We start from the raw sequence: 19543 nt of genomic DNA, 5'->3' as shown, positions 1-19543 counted from the left end.
GCATGCCGCGGCCGGACCGGCAGCGGCGCCGGGTGAAAGGGAAGCACCATGGCTCGACTGAGGCGCAGCAACTGCGAGCATCCCGGCTACTCCCGGCGGCGCTGGGGAAAAGGCTTCAGCTACCGGGACATCCGCGGCGGGGTGATCACTGACCGGCAAGTGCTGGCACGCATCCGTTCGCTGGCGATCCCGCCGGCGTGGACCAGCGTCTGGATCAGCCCCTACGCCAACGGCCACATCCAGGCCACCGGCACCGACGGGGCCGGGCGGAAGCAGTACATCTACCATCCGCACTGGCGGGAAATGAAGGACCGGGAAAAGTTCGACCGCGCCTTGGCCTTTGCGCAGTCCCTTCCGCCGGCCCGCCGCCTGATTACCAAGCATTTGCGTGCCGAAGGGGTGGGTCCCGAACGCGCCCTCGCCGCCGCGCTGCGCATTGTCGACGCCGGTGCCCTGCGGGTGGGCGGCACCCGGTATGCCGAGGCCAACGGTTCCTACGGCACGACCACCCTGCGCATTGAGCACGTGAATCTGGCCGGCACCGAGGTCCGCTTCGATTTCCCGGGCAAGAGCGGCCAGGAATGGCACACGTCCATCAATGACGAGGACCTCGCCGCAGCGCTGGAGCCCATGCTCGCGCGGCCCGGCGCCGACACGGCCCTGGCCTACATCGGTTCGGACGGCAGCTGGCACAGTGTGGACGCCGCAGCGCTGAACGCTTTCCTGAAGGAAGTAACCGGCGGGGATTTCAGCGCCAAGGACTTCCGCACCTGGCAGGCCACGGTAGTTGCCGCAATGTCCCTGGCCCGGCTTGCGCCCGAAGCCGTCACCAAACGGGCCAAGCTGAAGGCCGTGGCTGCAACCGCCCGGGACGTCGCGGACCACCTGGGCAACACGCCGGCTATCGCCCGCAAGTCCTACATTGATCCCCGCGTGGTGGACCGGTTCTTTGACGGCGACGTCATCCCGGTTACCGGGTTTTCGGCGTCGGAGACTGCGGTGCGCCTGATGCTCGAGGATTAACCGGGTTTCCGCAGCGCCCGGCAATAAGTATGCTGATGGAAGGCGCGCGCAGTATTGGCGCACTGGACAACCACCCCAAGAAGGAAGGTGCCGGCATGAGCGAGTACCCCAATGAAGAAGAACAGCTCAAGGACCCGAAGCCCAGCGGTGTTTCCACCAATGATGACAACTACCGCGGCGATGTCGGCGACCAGGGCAACGACATCCGCTTTGCCGAGGAAGAGGCACTGATCCGGGAACAGTCCTCCGGATCCTCCCTGCCTAAGGAAGAAGGCGAGTACACCGACGCCGACGGCGCCCGGACGGACCGCAACCGCGAAGGCGGCTACACCGATTCCGAGGGAACCCAGGACGGGAAGTAGTCCGTCCCGGTTCCTCCGCCGGCATCAACTCCGGTAACAACGGGGCCGCATCCGAAAGGGTGCGGCCCCGTTGCATATTCCCTGGCTAGGCCGTTGCGGCGGCGTTGCTGCGGTTCTTCGGTACAGGCAGCGCGGGGGCCTGCGGTACCCGCACGAGCAAGGCCCCGGGATCCACCTGGACGGTGATGGACGTGGCCGCCCCGGTCAGGTCCCCGTCGAGCTGGGTCTGCGTGGGTTCGGCCACCGACACGGTCACTTTCCGGGCCCGGTGGTGGTGGATGACCGGCAGATCCTTGGGGTAGCGCGTCATCACCTTGCCGGCCACCCAGGCCCAGCCCAGGACGCTGCGCGGACTCATGATGATGATGTCCAGCAACCCGTCATCCACCACGGCATCCGGGATGAAGTCGATTCCAGCCGGCAGCCGTCCGGTATTGGCCACCAGCACGCTGTGCACTTTCTGCGAATGGACCGGGGCGTCGTCAATGCTGATGTTCATGCGGGTGCGGCGCCCCGGCAGCAGGCGCACACCGGCTTCGCTGTAGGCCAGCCAGCCGACCCGCTTTTTCAGCTCGTCGCGCGTCGCGGCAATGACTTCGGCATCCAAGCCGATGCCGCCCATCACCAGGAAAGCGTTGCGGGAGGCCGTTCCGGCGGTTGAATCCTCCAGTTCGATGGTGGCCATGTCGATCCGGCGGGTATCCCCGTGCAGTGCGTTGCGGACATTGCCCGTCAGGTCGGCCACCGAAATGTCGAGGTTCCGCGCCAGCAGGTTGCCGGTGCCCAGCGGCACCAGCCCCAGCGAAGCGTTGGAATGCGCCGCGGCCCGGGAGACCTCGCGGATGGTGCCGTCCCCGCCTGCCGCCACAACGACGTCGGCACCGGCTTCCAGTGCCTGCACCGCCTGCAGGTAGCCGGGAGAATCCACGGTGGTCTCCAGGATCAGGGGAGCGTCCCAGCCGGCCAGCTCGCAGGCCGCTTCCAGCAGTGCCCGGGCCTCGTCTGCCTGCGCCTTGATCGGGTTAATGACCATCGCCACCCGCTGGTGGGCTGCCCCGCGCGGGGCGAAGACAGCCGCCTCGGCCGCAAGCCGCCGTCGGCTTCGCTTTGCAATTGCAAGGATGGCCCAGGTTGCCGCGGAGGCCAGCAGGGCCGCGAACAGCACAAGGAGGAGGGTAATTTCTACGGGCATGATGCTTCCCAGAATAGTCCCCGCCCGGCGAACCAAAGGCCCGGCCGCTTTTCGGTACTCTTGAGACGTGATCGATGTAAATGAGCTCCGCGAAAACCCCGAAAAATTCCGAGCCTCGCAGCGCGCCCGGCTGGCCGACGAGAGCATTGTGGACGCGATCATTTCCGCCGACGCTGCCCGCCGTGACGCCCGGACCCGCTACGAAACCCTGCGCGCCGAGCAGAACGCCTTCGGCAAGCGCGTGGCGCAGGCCAAGGGCGAGGAAAAGCAGGCCTTGCTGGCCGAGGTGAAGGAACTGGCCGCAGCCGTCAAGGCTGCCGGCGCCGAAGCCGACACCATCCAGGCCGAATCCGATGCCCTCCTGCGCCGGATCCCGAACCTGGTGTCCGACGGCGTTCCCACCGGCGGCGAAGACGACTTCGAGGTTGTCAAGACGGTCGGCACGCCGCGGAACTTCGAGGCCGAGGGTTTTGCGCCCCGCGACCACCTGGAACTGGGCGAGATGCTGGGCGCCATCGACATGGAGCGCGGCGCCAAGGTCTCCGGCTCCCGCTTCTACTTCCTGCGCGGCGTCGGAGCCCGCCTGGAACTGGCCCTGCTGAACATGGCCATGGACCAGGCCGTGAAGGCCGGCTTCGTTCCCATGATCACCCCCACCCTGGTCCGCCCCGAAACCATGCAGGGCACCGGCTTCGACGTGGCCCACGACGCCGAGATCTACCGCCTGGCTGAAGACGACCTGTACCTGGTGGGCACGTCCGAGGTGCCGCTGGCCGGCTACCACGCCGATGAAATCCTTGAGCTCGACGGCGGCCCTGTCCGTTACGCCGGCTGGTCCTCCTGCTACCGCCGGGAAGCCGGCTCGCACGGCAAGGACACCCGCGGCATTATCCGCGTCCACCAGTTCAACAAAGTGGAAATGTTCGTCTACACCCGCCCCGAGGATGCTGCCGAAGAGCACAAGCGGCTGCTCGCCTGGGAAGAGGAAATGCTGGCCAAGGTGGAACTGCCGTACCGGGTCATCGACACGGCCGCGGGTGATCTGGGCATGTCCGCCGCCCGGAAGTTCGACTGCGAAGCCTGGGTTCCCACCCAGAACGCGTACCGCGAGCTGACCTCAACCTCCAACTGCACCACGTTCCAGGCCCGGCGCCTGAACATCCGCGAACGCCAGGCCGAAGGCAAGGGAACCCGCGCCGTCGCTACCCTGAACGGAACGCTGGCCACCACCCGCTGGATTGTGGCCATCCTGGAGCACCACCAGAACCCGGACGGCTCCGTCAACGTGCCTGCTGCGCTGCAGCCCTACCTTGGCGGCTTGGAAGTCCTGCCGGTTCTGTAAGGGGTCTTCTGTGCGGCCTGAGAACCGCGCGTGGTCTGCGTCCTAGCCGCCTTTGCCCGGAATCTGCTTAGATAAAACGATGACAACTCTGAGTACTGCTGGCATCGAAGACCAGCAAATTCCTGACAAAAGACACCTTGTTGCACTGGACGTTGACGGGACCCTCGTGGACCACGACGGACACATGTCCCCGGGCGTGCGCCGTGCCGCGCGGGACGCCATCGCCGCCGGGCACCACTTGGTCATTGCCACCGGACGGTCCTACGGGGCGGCCCTGCCCATCCTTGAGCTGCTTGGACTGACCGAGGGCTACTGCGTCTGCTCCAACGGCGCCGTGACCCTGCGCCTGGATCCGGCGCTGGAGGACGGCTACGAAGTGGTGGACCGCGTGGTGTTCGATCCGAAACCTGCGCTGGCCGCGCTGCGCGACAAACTCCCCACGGCCAAGTTCGCCCTGGAAGATGCGGAGGGGCGTTTCCTGTCCACTGAACGCTTCCAGGACGCGAGTTTCGGGGCCGAAGCCCACGCCGTGGATTTCGAGTCCCTGCTGGATGCCCGCGCTGTGCGCGTGGTGGTTTTCAGCACCGACAGCACGGCGGAGCAGTTTGGCTCCGCAGTGGCTTCAATCGGCTTGCACGGGGTGACGTATTCCGTGGGCTGGACGGCGTGGCTGGATATCGCCGCCGCCGGCGTTACCAAGGCCAGCGCGCTGGAGCAGGTCCGCTCCCGGCTTGAGGTGGATCCCGCCCTGACCGTTGCCCTTGGCGACGGGCGGAATGACATTGAGATGCTGGGCTGGGCCGGGCGCGGGGTCGCCATGGGCCAGGCGCCGGACGAAGTGCTCGCTGTGGCTGCCGAGGTAACCGGGACGGTTTACGAAGACGGCGCCGCGAGCGTGCTCAACAGTGTGCTGGAACGCGGCGTCTAGTCCGCTCAGGCACGGTAGGGCAGCACGGCCGGCGGCAGCGACGCCGGGCCGTAGGCCAGTCCCAGCAACCGGGCGGCCGCGGGGCGCGTGGCCCATTCCTCGTTCCAATGCGAGCGGACCACCGCCTTGCTCACCGCCTGGGCGGTGATGCCCAGTTCCTGGGCCACGAATTTCTGCTGCCCGCGGGCGCCGGGGGTCATCAGGTCCAGTACCTTCCATTCCGCTTCGGTCCGTGCCGCCACGATCAGGCCCAGCAGCCGGAGCACCGCTTCGGCTTCTGCGGCCAGTTCCGCGTCCGGTCCCTCGACGGCCAGCGGAACCCGGTCGCCGCTGCGCTGGGCCCGTTCTACGGCGCGCCGGGCATAAACCAGTCCGTAGCCGCGGGCGTCCGTGAGGTCGGCGGGCAATGGAACATGCAGTTCCCCGACGCCGATGCCCACATGCCAGCGGCGTTCCCTAACTGCGGACAGCGCGGCAGCCACCGCCGCGGACGCGTCGTTCAGCACCCCGGAAGCCTCGTCGCCCACTGTGCGCTGGAAGGGGAGGGCCGCTGGCAGGTGCCGCAGTGAGCGGATCAGCTGCGGGACCAGGTCCCCTGCCTCGCGGGAGTCCCGCTGGTTGATGGTCAGCACAAAATGCATGGCATCAGCATCGCAGACCCCGTGCATAAACAACCGAATGCGGTTGCGGCGCGCCCAAGCCGTGCCGCTGTCTGCCGGACTTCCCACGCTTCGTTACAGATGGGGCTGGCGGGGTCCCATCAGCCCCATCCGTACCGGAGCGTGGGAAGTTTCGTTCTTGCAGCCGGCCCGGAGGAACCGGACGCGGGTAGAGTCTGCCGCATGACCAGCACCCCGCCGGAGCACACCCCGCCGGAGCGCACCGGACCGAACCGCCCCGGACCGAACCGCCCACCGCTGCTGCCCCTGCTGTTTGCCTGTGGGGTCATCCTGTTGGGCCTCTGGGCGGCGTGGTTGACTTCGAGCTGGGTGGTCCTTGCGGTTGCGGTTGCCGTGGCCCTTTTCCCTGCACGGACCCATGCCTCGGATGTGCGTGCCTGGGCCCGGCGGCAGGACCGCCGGGGGTAAGGCCTCTTTCGGGGATCCGCTGCCGTATTGAACATCTGCTGCCCGTTCCATGCGGCAGCAGAAACCGGAGGCGGCAGCAGAAGCCGGGTTAAACGCCGACGGCGGCCGCCCCCGGAAGGGAACAGCCGCCGTCGTACCGGCCGGGCCGGTGGCAGGAAACGCTAGTTGTTGACCGGGTTGGCGTCGACGTCGCGGCCCTGGGACTGGTCCTCTTCGTGGCCTTCGCCAAGCGCCTTGAAGCGGGCGAGGGAAGCCTCAACCTCAGCTTCGGCTGCTTCGCGGCCGGCCCAGTCAGCGGCTTCAACCCACTTGCCGGGCTCCAGGTCCTTGTACTTGGTGAAGAAGTGCTTGATTTCGTCCAGCAGGAAGTTGGACACGTCGGAGAGGTCCTGGATGTGGTCGAAGCGCGGATCCACCGGCACGCAGAGGACCTTGGCGTCTCCGCCGCCGTCATCCACCATATTGAATACACCGATGGGGCGGGATTCCACCAGGACGCCGGGCATCAGGTCGAAGTCCTGCAGCATCACCAGGGCGTCCAGCGGATCGCCGTCTTCACCCAAGGTGTTCTCGAAGAACCCGTAGTGCGTGGGGTAGGCCATGGACGTGAACAGGACCCGGTCCAGGCGCAGGCGGTGGGTTTCGTGGTCAATTTCGTACTTGACCCGGGATCCCTTGGGGATCTCGATGGTTACGTCGAGCTTCATCATTGCGACTCCTCACTGGCGTGGCCCGCGGAGGAACCACTGGAAAGACTTGCTAAAGGATCATGCGCCGACGCGTCCGTGGACGGCCCGCAGGGCGGGGTCAGGGAAGACGCCGGCGTCGGTCTAGTCTTAAAGATATATGTCCTGTGCGCTGAACGGTGCATGGGGGCGGACGGGCCGGGGAAACCGGCGGACGGAAAGAGTCGGTGAGGACATGTCTCGGGTGTTCTCCGGCGCACTGCTGGCGCTTGCCTTTGCGGTGTTGCTGGTTCCTCTGGCCTGCTATGTCCTGCCTCCCGTTGCCGAGTCCATGGCCGGGTCCGGGGTGGAGCGGGCCGAGGCGGTGCCGGACTACCAGGAGCCGCCGTCGGAGCTCGAAGGCACCGGCCCGGTGTCCGCACCGCGCCCCGAAGACCCGATGCCGGACGCAGTGCGGCTGGGCCAGCTGCTGGACGAGGAGCTGTCCATCGAGGGCAGCGGCAGTTTTCATGCCGTGGTTTCGGATGCGCTGACCGGCACGGTGCTATATGAGCGCGGGGGGAGCACGGGTCTCGCACCGGCGTCGAACCTGAAGGTCCTCACCGCTGCGGCCGCACTGTCCGCCATGGATGCCGACACCCGCTTTGCCACCACCGTGCTGGCCGGGGAAGAGCCCGGCACCGTGGTGCTGCGCGGCGGCGGCGATGTGCTGCTGACGGCCGGGGCCTCCAGCCCGGACACGGTGGCCGGCCGCGCCGGCCTGGCGACCCTGGCGCAGCGGACCGCTGCCGCCCTCACCGCAGACGGCACCGGTTCGCCGGTGCGGGTCCGCGTTGATGACACGCTGTTCACCGGGCCCGCACTGTCCGACGCGTGGGGAGCCGCTGACGTGGAAGCCGGCGAAATTGCCCCCGTCCATGCCCTTGCCGTCAGCTCCGCGTGGGCGGAGGAAGGCACCGGTCCAGGGCCGCGGGTGGACGACGCCGCGCTGGCCGCCGCACAGTCCTACCGGGACGCCCTCGCCGAGGCCCTGGCCCCGGCCGGCATCGACGTGGAACCCGTGGCGGAACGCGGCACCGCCCCCGCCGACGCCGCAGCCCTGGCAGAGGTCCGCTCGGCACCGCTCGCCGAGCAGGTGGATTACATGCTGCTGAACTCCGACAACTACCTGGCCGAAGCACTGGCCCGGCTGACCGCTTCCGCCACCGGCAGGGACGCCTCCTTTGCTGGGGGCATCGAGGCCGTCCAGGAGGAAATAGCCGAACTGGGAGTGGACACTTCGGCCATGGTGCTCGGCGACACCAACGGACTGTCCGCCGAAACCTCCGTTTCGGCGGCCCAGCTGACCTCGCTGATGCGGATCCTGCTGACCACTTCGGATCCGGATCTGCGCTCGGTGGCCGGCGGCCTGCCCGTTGCCGCGCTGAGCGGGACGCTGGCTGGACGCTACGACGAGGCCGCCGACTCCGGTGCCGCCGGTATTGTCCGGGCCAAGACCGGCACCCTGCTGGCCGTCACGGCGCTGAGCGGCTACGCCACTGACGCGGACGGAAGGGTCTTGGTCTTCACCTTCGTGGCCACCGGGCTGGACGGGAACACCATGGCGGCCCGTAATGCCGTGGATGCGGCCGCCGCGGTCCTCGCCGGCTGCGGCTGCCGCTGACCCGCATCAGCTTCCGCCCGCCTGCGGAGGAGGTGTGGACATTGTCCTCATGTGGTCGAATGGACCAATGGAGAGCAACGATCGAAGCCTGGCACCTGACCACAGTCCGTCCACCGAGAAGTCTCCGTCCGCATCCTCCGTTCCGTCCCTGGTGAACTGGGACCTTGCCGCGTCCACCGCAGCAGCCATGGTGGCGCCCGGCCCGAAGATGTCCGCCCGTGAAATTCGCGATGCCGTGGCCGACCTGCGTGCCGCCGCCGACGCATCAGTGGCCCACGTGCACCGGATTACCGGCCTCGAAGCAGCACGGGACCTGCGCGACTCCGACGTGCTGATTGTGGACCGTGCGTCCTGGGCCCGTGCGAACTCGCAGAGTTTCTCCGTGCTGATGGGTCCGGCCCTGGAGCACCTGGCCACCACACGTCCGGAGCAGCTGGAAGCAGCCAATACAGCCCTGGGCGGCACCCTGACCGGCGCGCAGCTCGGTGCTGTCCTGGCCTTCCTTTCGAGCAAGGTCCTGGGCCAGTATGATCCGTTTGCCGCGCTGGGCGGCGTGGGCAAGCCCGGCGGGCGCCTGCTGCTCGTGGCACCGAACATCATCACCCTGGAGCGGGAACTCAACGTAGACCCGGACGACTTCCGGCTGTGGGTCTGCCTGCACGAGCAGACCCACCGGGTTCAGTTTGCCGCTGCCCCCTGGCTGCGCGAACACATGCTGGAGCAGATCAGCCAGCTTTCCAACGGCATGATGGACAAGGCGGAAACCCTCTCCGAACGCCTGGGCACCGCAGTCAAGGCCCTGACTGCCCGCAAGGACGGAAAGGACGGCAACGACGGCGACGGCGTGCCGCAGAAGCCGGCGGACCTGCTGTCCCTGCTGCAGGACCCGGAGGACAAGGAACGGCTATCGCACCTGACCGCGGTGATGTCCCTGCTGGAGGGCCATGCCAACGTTGTGATGGACGCCGTCGACTCGAGCATTGTGCCCAGCGTCAAGACCATCCGGCAGCGGTTCAACAACCGCGGCGCCAAGCGCGGCTGGATCGACCGGTTCCTCCGCCAGGTCCTGGGCCTGGACGCCAAGATGCGCCAGTACAGCGACGGCGCCCGCTTTGTCCGCGCCGTCACCGACCAGGTGGGCATGGAGGGCTTCAACCGGGTATGGGAACGCGCAGAAAACCTGCCGTCCGAGGCGGAGATCCACTCGGCCGACCTGTGGATCACTCGGATGGGACTGTAACCGAACGTGCTGGAAGAGAATAAAACCGGAAACCTGTCCGGCATGTCCCAGCGTGCCCCGAGGGTCCGCAAGCGGCTCCTGCCCACCCTGGGCAACGCCCGGAACGCGGTCCGTGATGCACTGCGCGACGCGGGCCTGGCCCCGGGCGGGGAGCGCCCGCCGCTGATCCTGGTCGCCTGCAGCGGCGGACCCGATTCCCTGGCACTGGCCGAAGCCGCCTCCTTCTTCGCCCGGCGCGGGGACTACCGCGTGGGCGCCGTCGTTGTGGACCACGGACTGCAGGAAGGCAGCGCCGAGGTGGCAGCGCAGGCCCGCGGCAAGCTCGAGCGGATGGGGCTGGACCCCGTGCTGGTCCGCCGGGTTACCGTGCCCGCCTCCGGGATGGGACCGGAAGCGGCCGCCCGCACGGTCCGGTACGCCGCCCTGGATGCCGCCGCAGCCGAGCTGGGCGCCTCCGCCGTCCTGCTGGGGCACACGCTGGATGACCAGGCCGAGCAGGTGCTGCTGGGGCTGATGCGGGGCTCCGGCACCCGTTCCCTGGCCGGGATGCCCGCGGTGCGCGGCATCTACCTGCGGCCCTTCCTGGGGCTGCGCCGGGAACAGACCCTGGAAATCTGCGCGCACACCGGGCTGGACCCGTGGCAGGATCCCAGCAACAGCGACCCGGCCTACGCCCGGTCGCGGGTACGCACCGAGGTGCTGCCGTTCCTAGAGGAGAAACTCGGGCCCGGCATCGCCGAGGCGCTGTTCCGTTCCTCACGTATCCTCTCCGCCGACGCCGACTATATGGATGCCGTGGCTGCGCGTACCTTCGAGGAACTGCGGGCCGCTCCGCCGGCCGGCGAGGGGGCCGGAGCCGAAGAGCTGCTGCTGCCCGAAGCACAGCTTCGCGGGCTCGCTCCTGCCGTGCGGCAGCGCGTCCTGGCGCTCGCCGCGCTCGCCCTGGGCGGTGCGCAGCCCAGCTATGAGCGGCTCGCCGCCGTGGAGTCGCTGCTGCGCCGGACCGGCTCGGCCGGGCCCGTGCAGCTGGTGGGCAAAGTCAGTGTGTACCGCCAGCCCCGCTCTACATCGGTTCACCACGGCACCGCAAGCTATGGCAATCTTGTTTTTAGGAAAAAGAGCAGCACCTAACATCCAAAGCTGCAACACTGCGCACCCGGGAGTCATTCGTGGATTCACACGACGTCCAGTCAGACCTCAAGCACGTTCTCTACACCAAGGAACAGATCCAAACCCGGATCACGGAACTGGCGGCCGAAATTGACCGCGACTACGCCGGCCGCGACGTCCTCCTTGTGGGTGTCCTCAAGGGCGCCGTCATGGTGATGGCCGATCTCTCCCGGGCCCTGCACAGCCACGTCACCATGGACTGGATGGCAGTGTCCTCGTACGGCTCCGGCACCCAGTCCTCCGGCGTCGTCCGCATCCTCAAGGACCTGGAAACGGACCTGCTGGGCAAGCACGTGCTCATTGTCGAAGACATCATCGACTCCGGCCTCACGCTGTCCTGGCTGCGCACGAACCTGGAATCCCGCGGCCCAGCCAGCGTGGAAATCTGCACCCTGCTGCGCAAGCCGGACGCTGCGAAGGTGGAAATCGACGTCAAGTACGTCGGCTACGAGATCCCCAACGAATTCGTGGTGGGCTTCGGCCTGGACTTTGCCGAGCGCTACCGCAACCTGGACTTCATCGGCACGCTGGCACCGCACGTCTACGAGTAAACGCCGGACTCCCCGTCCCGCGGCCTCGCAAAAGCGATGACCGTCACGGAAATACCGCTACGCCCACAGGGAACTAAACCCCGCCTTGGACCGTGTTCTTCTGGGGGACGGTGTATAGCTAGTAGGTAAATTCCGCGCAAAGCAGCGTTGTTGATCAGGAGGGACGGGGCACAAGCCCTGACGACGAATGAAATCCAAGAACTTCTTCAAGGGTCCGCTGATATGGATCGTGCTGGCCTTGGCCGCTCTTTTGATCATCCTGCCCAGCCTTTCTGCAGGGAACACCAAACAGGTGGATACCAAGGAGGGCCTGGATCTGCTCAGGGGTCCGGACGTGTCCCAGGCCAAGATTTACGACGGCGAGCAGCGGGTCGATCTGACCCTCAAGGACGACGCCGTCAAGGAACAGGGCACCAGCGACGTCCAGTTCTACTTCAGCACTGCGCGCGGCGAGGAAATAGTCCAGGCCGTCAATAATTCCGGTGCGAACTACACGGACCAGCCGGTGCAGACCAACTGGTTCACCAGTTTCCTGGGCCTGTTCCTGCCGTTCATCATCATTGGCCTGATTTTCTGGTTCCTGATGTCCCGCATGCAGGGCGGCGGTTCCCAGGTCATGAAGTTCGGCAAGTCCAAGGCCAAGCTGACCAATAAGGACATGCCGCAGGTGACGTTCGACGACGTCGCCGGTGCCGATGAGGCCGTGGAGGAACTGCACGAAATCAAGGAGTTCCTGCAGGACCCGGGCAAGTTCCAGGCCGTGGGCGCCAAGATTCCCAAGGGCGTGCTGCTGTACGGCCCTCCCGGCACCGGCAAGACCCTGCTGGCGCGCGCCGTTGCCGGTGAGGCCGGCGTGCCGTTCTACTCGATTTCCGGTTCCGACTTCGTGGAAATGTTCGTTGGCGTGGGCGCTTCCCGTGTCCGCGACCTCTTTGAGCAGGCCAAGTCCAACTCCCCGGCCATTATCTTCGTGGACGAAATTGACGCCGTCGGCCGCCACCGCGGTGCCGGCGTGGGCGGCGGCAATGACGAACGCGAGCAGACGCTGAACCAGCTGCTGGTGGAAATGGACGGTTTTGACGGCAACACCAACGTCATCCTGATTGCCGCCACCAACCGGCCCGACGTCCTGGACCCGGCCCTGCTGCGCCCGGGCCGTTTCGACCGGCAGATCGGCGTCGAGGCGCCGGACATGCAGGGGCGCCTGCGCATCCTGCAGGTCCATGCCAAGGGCAAGCCCATGGCCGACGGCGTGGATCTGGAGACCGTGGCCCGCAAGACCCCGGGCTTCACCGGCGCGGACCTGGCCAACGTACTCAACGAAGCCGCGCTGCTGACCGCCCGCTCCAACGCGGACCTCATTGACGACCGCGCCCTGGACGAAGCGATCGACCGCGTGGTTGCCGGGCCGCAGAAGCGCAGCCGCGTGATGAAGGAACTGGAACGCAAGATCACCGCGTACCACGAGGGTGGACACGCCCTGGTGGCGGCGGCGCTGCGGAACACGGACCCGGTCACCAAGGTGACCATCCTGCCGCGCGGCCGGGCCCTGGGTTACACCATGGTGCTGCCGCAGGACGACAAGTACTCGGTCACGCGCAACGAACTGCTGGACCAGCTGGCCTACGCCATGGGTGGCCGGGTAGCCGAGGAGATCGTTTTCCACGATCCTTCCACCGGTGCCTCCAACGACATCGAAAAGGCCACCTCCACGGCCCGCAAGATGGTCACCCAGTACGGCATGAGCGAGCGGATCGGCTCCGTCAAGCTGGGCTCTGGCGGCGGCGAACCGTTCCTGGGCCGCGACATGAGCCAGGAACGGAACTACTCAGACCAGGTGGCCTACGTGGTGGATGAAGAAGTCCGGCGCCTGCTGGACAACGCCCATGACGAGGCGTACCAGATCCTCACGGAGAACCGCGACGTGCTGGACCGGCTGGCCCTGGAACTGCTGGAACGCGAGACGCTGAACCAGCAGGAAATCGCCGAGGTCTTCTCCGACGTGCGCAAGCGCGACGTCCGCGAGGTCTGGCTGTCCAAGCCCACCCGCCCGGTGCACAGCATGCCGCCCGTGGTGTCCCCGAAGGAACGGCGCGAAGCCAAGGAGCTCGGCGCTCCGGACCCTGCATCGGTTGCTCCGCAGGACCAGATTGCCGACGCCGACCTGCCGCAGGACTTCGATGTCTCCGGCAACGGCCTGCCGCAGCCCGAAAGCAGCGGCCAGGGCAGCCATTCCGGCCGCGGCGGAAGCTCCGGCAGCTCGGCACCGGAAGCGTAGGCACCGGGAAATACCACAGTGCGGGCGGTCCTTCGGGGCCGCCCGCTTTCGTCTGCCGTCCGCCGGGACGCATGCCCGGGCGCGATAGGATCGACCAGTGACGGATTTCGACGACGAACTACTGCCCGCGGCAGAAGACTCCCCGGTGGACCAGCCCCGAATCGAACGGGCGGTCCGGGAGATACTCATCGCCATCGGGGAGGACCCGGACCGGGACGGACTGAAGGACACCCCCAGCCGGGTGGCGAAGTCCTACACGGAAATCTTCGCCGGGCTGCACGAGAGTCCCTCGGACCTGCTGGCCACCACCTTTGACCTGGACCATGAGGAAATGGTCCTGGTGAAGGACATTGCCTTCTACTCCACGTGCGAGCACCATCTGGTGCCTTTCCACGGCACGGCGCATATTGGCTACATCCCCTCCCACGAGGGCAAGGTGACGGGCCTGTCCAAGCTGGCCCGCCTGGTGGAGGTCTACGCCCGCCGTCCGCAGGTGCAGGAGCGGCTGACTACCCAGATCGTGGACGCGCTGATGACTAATCTTTCCCCCCGCGGTGCCATAGTGGTTATTGAATGCGAGCACCTGTGCATGTCGATGCGCGGGGTCCGCAAGCCGGGCGCCAAAACCGTGACTTCGGCGGTGCGCGGCCAGCTGCGCGAGACCGCGACCCGCGCCGAAGCAATGAGCCTGATACTCGGACGATAGGACCACCATGGATTCACTCGCTGCCGCGCCCGGCACCGGACCGGCCACGTCGCCGCTGCCCGTACTGCGCCCCGCCCGTTCGCCGCGGAAGCTGGCGGACCTGCCGACGGACCGCACCCTGGTGATGGGCATCCTGAACGTCACGCCCGATTCCTTCAGCGACGGCGGACAGTTCGCCGATACTGACGCGGCCATCCGCGCCGGACTCAAAATGCACTACGAGGGTGCGGACATCATCGACGTCGGCGGCGAATCCACCAGGCCGGACGCCGTCCGGGTTCCGCCCGAAGAAGAGCAGGCACGCGTGCTGCCCGTGGTTCAGGCCCTGGTCCGGGCCGGCGCCCTGGTCAGCGTTGACACCATGAACGCCTCCACTGCCCAGCAGGCCATCGATGCCGGCGCGGCGATAGTCAATGACGTGTCCGGCACTGAAATCGATTCTGACATGCCCGCACTGGTGGCCCGCACAGGCGTGTCCTATGTGCTGATGCACAGCCGCGGCAGTGTACGCAGCGATGATCCCAATGCCAGCTACGACGACGTCGTCGAGGAAGTGGTCGCTGAACTGGCGAAGGTGCGTGACCGGTTCTATGCCGCAGGGGTAGCCCCCGAGCAGATCATTGTTGACCCCGGGCTGGGCTTCTCCAAGAATGCTGAGCATGACTGGCAGCTGCTGCGCGGCCTCGACCGGCTGGGGTCCCTCGGCCACCGTGTCCTGGTGGGTGCCTCCCGCAAGCGTTTCCTGGGTTCGCTGCTCACATCTTTCGGCAAGGCTGCCCCGCCGCTGGAACGCGACAACGCAACGGCCGCTGTATCCGCCCTGGCCGCCCGCTCCGGCGCCTGGGCGGTGCGCGTGCACAACGTGCCCGCCAATCTGGACGCGGTCAAAGTCACCGCTGCCTGGAAAGGCTAAGGGATGACCGGCACGGCTCCGGGGCGGCCCGCACTGCGGCAAACACCGGAAACCACGGGTTTGGACCGGATCTCACTGCGCGGGATCACGGCCACCGGCTACCACGGCGTCTTCCCTGAGGAACGGCGTGACGGCCAGCCGTTTGTGGTGGACCTGGTGCTGTTCACCGACCTTGCCCCGGCAGCCCAAAGCGATGACCTGACCAAGACCGCGCATTACGGCGAGGTGGCCGAACTGGTGGTCCAGGTCATTACGGGCGAACCCCTGAACCTCATCGAGGCCCTGGCCGGCCGCATCGCCGGTGCCGTTCTCACGTCCTTCAGTGTCCTCGCAGCCGTGGAAGTCACCGTACACAAACCGAAGGCGCCCATCGCCGTGGAGTTCGGCGACGTCGCTGTCACCATCTACCGGGAGCGCCCATGAGCACCGTGCACGCCATCCTGGCCATGGGCAGCAATTTGGGCGAAAGCCGGGACACCCTTTCCAGCGCCGTCGCCGAGCTGGCCGACCATCCGCAGGTAGTACTGACCGCCGTTTCACCGGTGGTCCGCACCCGCCCGGTGGGCGGGCCCGAACAGCCGGACTACCTGAACCTGGTGGTGGCGGTGGAAACCGGCCTGGAACCGCACGCCCTGCTGGCACACTGCCAAGCGGTTGAGGCACGCCATCACCGCGAACGGATAGTCCGGTGGGGCCCGCGCACGCTCGACGTCGACATCATTGCCTACGGCGACCTGCGCCTTGAGGATGAAGATCTCACCATTCCGCACCCGCGCGCGGCCTCACGCGCTTTTGTCCTGCAGCCCTGGGCCTGGATGGAGCCGGACGCCGTGCTGAACGGGGTGCCGGTGGCCGAACTGGCCGCCAAAGCCGAGGATCTCCCCGGACTGGAAATCTTCGAAGGAGAATGAGCCCGTGATCACCATCCGCTACCGGTGGCTGGCCGTGATTGCCCTTGCCGCCGGGATTGTGGGCTGGGCCGTGAACACCTTCCTCGCGGACAACGGTTACCCCTCGCCCGTCCTCAACCCGGTGGCGCTGGTGGCCATCATCCTGGTGACGGCTGCCACGCTTGTCCTGGGACTGCGGGTGCGGCGGTGGCGCAACGGCCGGCGGGACCGTGAACTGGACCCCCTGGCCGCTGCCCGGACAGTGGTCCTGGCGCAGGCCGTGGCCTACGCCGGTGCCCTGCTGCTGGGCTGGCACGCGGGCGTTTTCCTGGACCTGCTGCCGCTGTGGCAGCTGCGGCCGGGCCATGCCGCCACCTTGGCTTCCCTGGCCGTCACCGCGGGCGGGATCCTGATGGTGGCGACCGGGCTGACCGTGGAGCGGTTCTGCAAATTGCCGCCCGATGACCGGAACGGCACCGGACCGGCGTCCGGGAGCGGGGAAGACGGCGGCTCAGAAGGCGGAGGACAACTTGCCTAGCGAAGCCATTGACCCGCCGGCACTTCAATGGCAGCGGGTCTCGCCCCGGTACCTGCGGCTGCGGCTGCTGGGCTGGGGCCTGGAAACCGTTATCACCCTCTTGGTGACCGGCGTGCCGCTGGTGCTGTTGCTGACCGGGATCTGGCCTGGATACCCGGCCTGGCTGGCCTGGGCCCTGCCGGTCTTTTTCGCCGTGACCCTGCTGTGGCGCGGACTGCTGCTGCCGCGCCAGGTCCGGGCCATCGGCTATGCCGAACGCAACGAGGACCTGCTGCTGCGCCGCGGCATCTTTTTCCAGCGCACCCTGGTGGTCCCGTACGGCCGCATGCAGTACGTGGATGTGGCGGTGGGTCCGCTGGAGCGGGCGTTCGGCCTGTGTACCCTCAAACTGCACACCGCCTCACCGGGCACCAACGCCTCCATCGCCGGACTGCCCGCCGCCGAGGGCGCCCGCCTGCGTGAGCACCTGTCCGCGCGCGGCGAAGCGCAGCTGGCCGGACTGTGACCGGGGGAGAAGCAGCTCCCGTCCCGGACGGGCCGCCGGACGTCCCTGAACCGGCGGGTGCCGCCGCGGAACCGGCCTGGAACCGGGTGCATCCGGTATCCCCGCTGGTCCACGGCTGGATAGCACTGGCCGCCGTGGCCTACTTCGTGGGCCGCGACCAGGCCGAAGGCTGGTTCTCGGGCGGCGGCATGCGGCTCCCTCATGGCGAAGCACTGTTCTGGACCCTGCTGATCCTGGGCGCGGTGCTGGTCCTGATTGCCGGTGCTTTTTTCCTGTCCTGGTGGTTCACGCGCTACCAGCTCGCTTCCGAACACATCCGGGTACATTCGGGCGTGCTTTTCCGCCAGCAGCGCCAGGCCCGGCTGGACCGCGTCCAGGCCATAGACATTGTCCAGCCGCTGTTGGCGCGCATCTTCGGCCTGGCCGAACTGCGTTTCGAGGTGGCCGACGCCGGCGAATCCGCAGTGCGCCTGGCTTACCTCCGGCTTCCGGATGCGCAGGCACTGCGGGAACGGATCCTCCGGGGGGCGTCCGGCGCCGGTGAAGATCCGGAGGAGGCCGCCGCCGGCGGCAGTGCGCCCACAGTGCCCGGTGAGCAGGAGGTGCTGTCCCTTTCCGCCGGGCGGGTCATCGGCTCGGCCGTGCTCTCCAGCACCACGGTGCTGCTGCTGCTGGCCGTGGCCGCCGTGGTTATCCTGACCAAAGTCACCGGCGAGCTCGGCTCAGTGGCCGCGATGGTCCCGATCATCTTCGGTTTTGGCAGTGCCTACTGGGGCATGTTCAGTTCTTCCTTCAACTTCCGGGCCTCCGTGTCCCGTGACGGGCTCCGGATCCGCTCGGGCCTGCTGGACACGCGGGCCCAAACGGTTCCCCCGGGCCGCATCCAGGCTGTGGCCGTGCGGCAGTCACCGCTGTGGCGGCTCGCCGGCTGGTACTCGGTGTCAGTGAACGTGGCCGGTTACGGTGCAGGTTCCTCCACCGGGGACAGCGCCGCCCGTACCCGGCTCCTGCCGGTGGGCACCGCCGAGGAGGTGTTCCGCATGCTCGCCCTGGTGCTTCCCGATCCCGGGACCAAGGACCCCGTGGAAGTTTTCACGGCCGGAATGAACGGCAGCGGGGAACGTGCCGGATATACCGTCTCTCCGCGGCGGGCACGCTGGCTGTCCCCTTTGTCCCGCCGCCGGAACGGTTTCCTGGTGACCGGTTCCGCGCTGCTGGCGCGCCGCGGCTATTTCTGGCGCTCCCTGGACGTGGTGCCGCACAGCCGCACCCAGTCCCTGGCGCTGGAACAGGGTCCGGTGCAGCGCCGGCTGCGGCTGGCCAGCCTGGTGCTGCATTCCACGCCCGGCCCGGTGTCCCCCAAAGTGGTGGAGCTCGACGCCGGCACCGCCCTGGCGCTGCTGGACGAACAGGCGGCCCGGGCCCGTGCGGCCCGGCACCGCGACCTGCCCGAACAGTGGCTGCGGCACAACCCCAACTACCCGCTATCCCTCTCCAAGGAGGAGCATGAACACCCCTGAGTCCCACAGCGCAGAAGAACGACGGCGCCGCGGCCGGCTGGGTATCGGGGTGATCGGCGCGGGCCGCGTCGGTGCCGTGCTCGGTGCCGCCCTGCGCGCTGCCGAACACGCCGTCGTCGGCGTCTCCGCCGTGTCCGAAGCCAGCCGGGAGCGGGCCGAGAACCTGCTGCCCGGGGTGCCGATCCTGGACATTCCCGACATTGTGGAACGGTCCGAGCTCGTGCTCCTGGCCGTCCCGGACGACGCCCTGGGCCCGCTTGTTTCCGGGCTGGCCAAAACCGGTGCATGGCAGCCCGGCCAGCTGGTGGCCCACACGTCCGGCCGGTTCGGCACCGAGATCCTGGCGCCTGCCCGGGCGGCCGGGGCCATCCCGCTGGCCCTGCACCCCGCCATGACCTTCACCGGCATGAGCCTGGACCTGACCCGGCTGGCGGACTGCTCCTTCGGCATCAGCGCCCCGGCGGCCGTCCTGCCCATTGCCCAGGCGCTGGTGGTGGAAATGGGTGCCGAGCCGGTGGTCATCGACGACGAAGACCGGGTGCTCTACCACGCGGCCCTGGCCCATGCTTCAAACCACCTGGTCACGCTCGCCGCCCAGTCCACCCAGCTGCTGGCGTCCCTCGGCGTCGAACACCCGGACCGCCTGCTGGGACCGCTGATGCGCGCGTCGCTGGAAAATGCCCTCGCCTCCGGTGAAGGTGCACTGACCGGGCCGGTGGCCCGCGGCGATGTCGGCACCGTTGAGGCGCACACCCGTGCCCTTGCCGATGCCGGCACCGAAGACTTCCGCGCCGCATACGGCGCGCTTTCAGCGGCCACCGCCTCCCGGGCTGCGGACCGAGGCCTGCTCAGTACCGAACAGCGTGATGCGATCCTCAAGGCATTGCAGCCGGAACTGCCGGGCCCGGAAGAATAAGTCCGGAAGAATAAGTTCCAGAAGACCAAACC

At 67.7% G+C, this 19543-nt stretch carries 21 protein-coding genes; 18 read left to right on the top strand and 3 right to left on the bottom strand.

All coding sequences use genetic code 11. From position 1 onward, the window contains the following. Positions 1 to 48 precede the first annotated feature (48 nt). Together QNN98_RS00675 and QNN98_RS00670 are read left to right on the top strand one after the other, a co-directional pair. Complete coding sequence (locus tag QNN98_RS00675) at positions 49 to 1023, top strand: DNA topoisomerase IB (RefSeq protein ID WP_283995956.1); 975 nt, start codon at positions 49 to 51, stop codon at positions 1021 to 1023. Positions 1024 to 1058: 35 nt separating this feature from the next. Continuing rightward, positions 1059 to 1385: a hypothetical protein gene (locus QNN98_RS00670; RefSeq protein ID WP_227912549.1), complete on the top strand. Its 327-nt coding sequence runs from the start codon at positions 1059 to 1061 to the stop codon at positions 1383 to 1385. 85 nt (positions 1386 to 1470) lie between these two features. Here the strand turns inward: QNN98_RS00670 and QNN98_RS00665 are convergent, their stop codons facing one another. Next, on the bottom strand, positions 1471 to 2577 hold the full coding sequence (locus QNN98_RS00665) for a diacylglycerol/lipid kinase family protein (RefSeq protein ID WP_283995955.1): 1107 nt from the start codon (positions 2575 to 2577) through the stop codon (positions 1471 to 1473). A gap of 67 nt (positions 2578 to 2644) precedes the next feature. Here QNN98_RS00665 and serS point away from each other — a divergent pair, with 67 nt between their 5' ends. Continuing rightward, complete coding sequence (gene serS, locus QNN98_RS00660; RefSeq protein WP_227912547.1) at positions 2645 to 3919, top strand: serine--tRNA ligase; 1275 nt, start codon at positions 2645 to 2647, stop codon at positions 3917 to 3919. 79 nt (positions 3920 to 3998) lie between these two features. Then, complete coding sequence (locus QNN98_RS00655) at positions 3999 to 4847, top strand: HAD family hydrolase (RefSeq protein ID WP_227912546.1); 849 nt, start codon at positions 3999 to 4001, stop codon at positions 4845 to 4847. Positions 4848 to 4852: 5 nt separating this feature from the next. Here QNN98_RS00655 and QNN98_RS00650 read toward each other — a convergent pair whose 3' ends face one another. Next, a complete protein-coding gene (locus tag QNN98_RS00650; protein ID WP_227912545.1) occupies positions 4853 to 5488 on the bottom strand; it encodes a hypothetical protein in 636 nt (211 codons plus the stop codon). 201 nt (positions 5489 to 5689) lie between these two features. Here QNN98_RS00650 and QNN98_RS00645 point away from each other — a divergent pair, with 201 nt between their 5' ends. Further along, positions 5690 to 5935 carry a hypothetical protein gene (locus QNN98_RS00645; RefSeq protein ID WP_283995954.1) on the top strand — a complete coding sequence of 82 codons (246 nt, stop codon included), beginning with the start codon at positions 5690 to 5692 and terminating at the stop codon, positions 5933 to 5935. Between the two features lie 161 nt (positions 5936 to 6096). On the opposite strand, the gene QNN98_RS00640 is transcribed toward QNN98_RS00645, so the two are convergent. Next, a complete protein-coding gene (locus QNN98_RS00640; protein ID WP_283996241.1) occupies positions 6097 to 6642 on the bottom strand; it encodes an inorganic diphosphatase in 546 nt (181 codons plus the stop codon). Between the two features lie 214 nt (positions 6643 to 6856). On the opposite strand from QNN98_RS00640, the gene dacB reads away from it, so the two are divergent. The 13 genes from dacB to QNN98_RS00575 all read left to right on the top strand — a co-directional run bounded on the left by dacB (position 6857) and on the right by QNN98_RS00575 (position 19511). Next, positions 6857 to 8284, top strand: coding sequence for a D-alanyl-D-alanine carboxypeptidase/D-alanyl-D-alanine endopeptidase (gene dacB / locus QNN98_RS00635; RefSeq protein WP_283995953.1), 1428 nt, complete (start codon positions 6857 to 6859; stop codon positions 8282 to 8284). Between the two features lie 67 nt (positions 8285 to 8351). Beyond that, the gene (locus QNN98_RS00630; protein ID WP_227912541.1) at positions 8352 to 9524 is read left to right on the top strand and encodes an Rv3626c family coenzyme F420 biosynthesis-associated protein; all 1173 of its coding nucleotides are present in this window, start codon (positions 8352 to 8354) and stop codon (positions 9522 to 9524) included. A gap of 42 nt (positions 9525 to 9566) precedes the next feature. Continuing rightward, positions 9567 to 10655 (top strand): tRNA lysidine(34) synthetase TilS, encoded by a 1089-nt coding sequence (tilS, locus tag QNN98_RS00625; RefSeq protein ID WP_227912933.1) that lies wholly within the window; start codon positions 9567 to 9569, stop codon positions 10653 to 10655. A 38-nt stretch (positions 10656 to 10693) separates the two neighbouring features. Beyond that, positions 10694 to 11245: a hypoxanthine phosphoribosyltransferase gene (gene hpt, locus QNN98_RS00620; protein WP_227912540.1), complete on the top strand. Its 552-nt coding sequence runs from the start codon at positions 10694 to 10696 to the stop codon at positions 11243 to 11245. Between the two features lie 187 nt (positions 11246 to 11432). Next, complete coding sequence (gene ftsH, locus QNN98_RS00615) at positions 11433 to 13523, top strand: ATP-dependent zinc metalloprotease FtsH (protein WP_227912539.1); 2091 nt, start codon at positions 11433 to 11435, stop codon at positions 13521 to 13523. 97 nt (positions 13524 to 13620) lie between these two features. Continuing rightward, entirely contained in the window at positions 13621 to 14229 is a 609-nt protein-coding gene (gene folE / locus QNN98_RS00610; RefSeq protein WP_227912538.1) for a GTP cyclohydrolase I FolE, read from the top strand. A gap of 7 nt (positions 14230 to 14236) precedes the next feature. Beyond that, positions 14237 to 15142, top strand: a complete 906-nt coding sequence (gene folP / locus QNN98_RS00605; RefSeq protein ID WP_283995952.1) for a dihydropteroate synthase — start codon at positions 14237 to 14239, stop codon at positions 15140 to 15142. A gap of 3 nt (positions 15143 to 15145) precedes the next feature. Next, positions 15146 to 15565, top strand: coding sequence for a dihydroneopterin aldolase (gene folB, locus QNN98_RS00600; protein WP_227912536.1), 420 nt, complete (start codon positions 15146 to 15148; stop codon positions 15563 to 15565). Then, positions 15562 to 16053 (top strand): 2-amino-4-hydroxy-6-hydroxymethyldihydropteridine diphosphokinase, encoded by a 492-nt coding sequence (folK, locus tag QNN98_RS00595; protein ID WP_227912535.1) that lies wholly within the window; start codon positions 15562 to 15564, stop codon positions 16051 to 16053. Before folB ends, folK begins: the two co-directional genes overlap by 4 nt. Positions 16054 to 16057: 4 nt before the next feature. Further along, entirely contained in the window at positions 16058 to 16570 is a 513-nt protein-coding gene (locus QNN98_RS00590) for a DUF3180 domain-containing protein (RefSeq protein ID WP_283995951.1), read from the top strand. Continuing rightward, positions 16563 to 17075 (top strand): PH domain-containing protein, encoded by a 513-nt coding sequence (locus tag QNN98_RS00585; protein ID WP_227912533.1) that lies wholly within the window; start codon positions 16563 to 16565, stop codon positions 17073 to 17075. The genes QNN98_RS00590 and QNN98_RS00585 overlap by 8 nt, the downstream gene beginning before the upstream one ends. Then, positions 17072 to 18595, top strand: a complete 1524-nt coding sequence (locus QNN98_RS00580) for a PH domain-containing protein (protein WP_283995950.1) — start codon at positions 17072 to 17074, stop codon at positions 18593 to 18595. Before QNN98_RS00585 ends, QNN98_RS00580 begins: the two co-directional genes overlap by 4 nt. Next, on the top strand, positions 18582 to 19511 hold the full coding sequence (locus QNN98_RS00575) for a Rossmann-like and DUF2520 domain-containing protein (RefSeq protein WP_227912531.1): 930 nt from the start codon (positions 18582 to 18584) through the stop codon (positions 19509 to 19511). The genes QNN98_RS00580 and QNN98_RS00575 overlap by 14 nt, the downstream gene beginning before the upstream one ends. The last annotated feature ends 32 nt before the right edge of the window (positions 19512 to 19543 follow it).

Origin of the sequence: Arthrobacter sp. zg-Y1143 (assembly GCF_030125565.1) — a bacterium.
Lineage (GTDB): Bacteria > Actinomycetota > Actinomycetes > Actinomycetales > Micrococcaceae > Arthrobacter_B.
This window is presented reverse-complemented; position numbering and strand designations above follow the sequence as displayed.

Excerpts from the sequence above, each read along its gene's own strand:
- folP (WP_283995952.1), top strand. The coding sequence starts at position 14,237 with ATGGATTCACTCGCTGCCGCGCCCGGCACCGGACCGGCCACGTCGCCG.
- QNN98_RS00650 (WP_227912545.1), bottom strand. The coding sequence starts at position 5,488 with ATGCATTTTGTGCTGACCATCAACCAGCGGGACTCCCGCGAGGCAGGG.
- QNN98_RS00665 (WP_283995955.1), bottom strand. The coding sequence starts at position 2,577 with ATGCCCGTAGAAATTACCCTCCTCCTTGTGCTGTTCGCGGCCCTGCTG.
- QNN98_RS00655 (WP_227912546.1), top strand. The coding sequence starts at position 3,999 with ATGACAACTCTGAGTACTGCTGGCATCGAAGACCAGCAAATTCCTGAC.
- QNN98_RS00675 (WP_283995956.1), top strand. The coding sequence starts at position 49 with ATGGCTCGACTGAGGCGCAGCAACTGCGAGCATCCCGGCTACTCCCGG.
- QNN98_RS00645 (WP_283995954.1), top strand. The coding sequence starts at position 5,690 with ATGACCAGCACCCCGCCGGAGCACACCCCGCCGGAGCGCACCGGACCG.
- dacB (WP_283995953.1), top strand. The coding sequence starts at position 6,857 with ATGTCTCGGGTGTTCTCCGGCGCACTGCTGGCGCTTGCCTTTGCGGTG.
- tilS (WP_227912933.1), top strand. The coding sequence starts at position 9,567 with ATGTCCCAGCGTGCCCCGAGGGTCCGCAAGCGGCTCCTGCCCACCCTG.
- folK (WP_227912535.1), top strand. The coding sequence starts at position 15,562 with ATGAGCACCGTGCACGCCATCCTGGCCATGGGCAGCAATTTGGGCGAA.
- folB (WP_227912536.1), top strand. The coding sequence starts at position 15,146 with ATGACCGGCACGGCTCCGGGGCGGCCCGCACTGCGGCAAACACCGGAA.
- QNN98_RS00630 (WP_227912541.1), top strand. The coding sequence starts at position 8,352 with ATGGAGAGCAACGATCGAAGCCTGGCACCTGACCACAGTCCGTCCACC.
- QNN98_RS00640 (WP_283996241.1), bottom strand. The coding sequence starts at position 6,642 with ATGAAGCTCGACGTAACCATCGAGATCCCCAAGGGATCCCGGGTCAAG.
- QNN98_RS00670 (WP_227912549.1), top strand. The coding sequence starts at position 1,059 with ATGGAAGGCGCGCGCAGTATTGGCGCACTGGACAACCACCCCAAGAAG.
- ftsH (WP_227912539.1), top strand. The coding sequence starts at position 11,433 with ATGAAATCCAAGAACTTCTTCAAGGGTCCGCTGATATGGATCGTGCTG.
- QNN98_RS00575 (WP_227912531.1), top strand. The coding sequence starts at position 18,582 with ATGAACACCCCTGAGTCCCACAGCGCAGAAGAACGACGGCGCCGCGGC.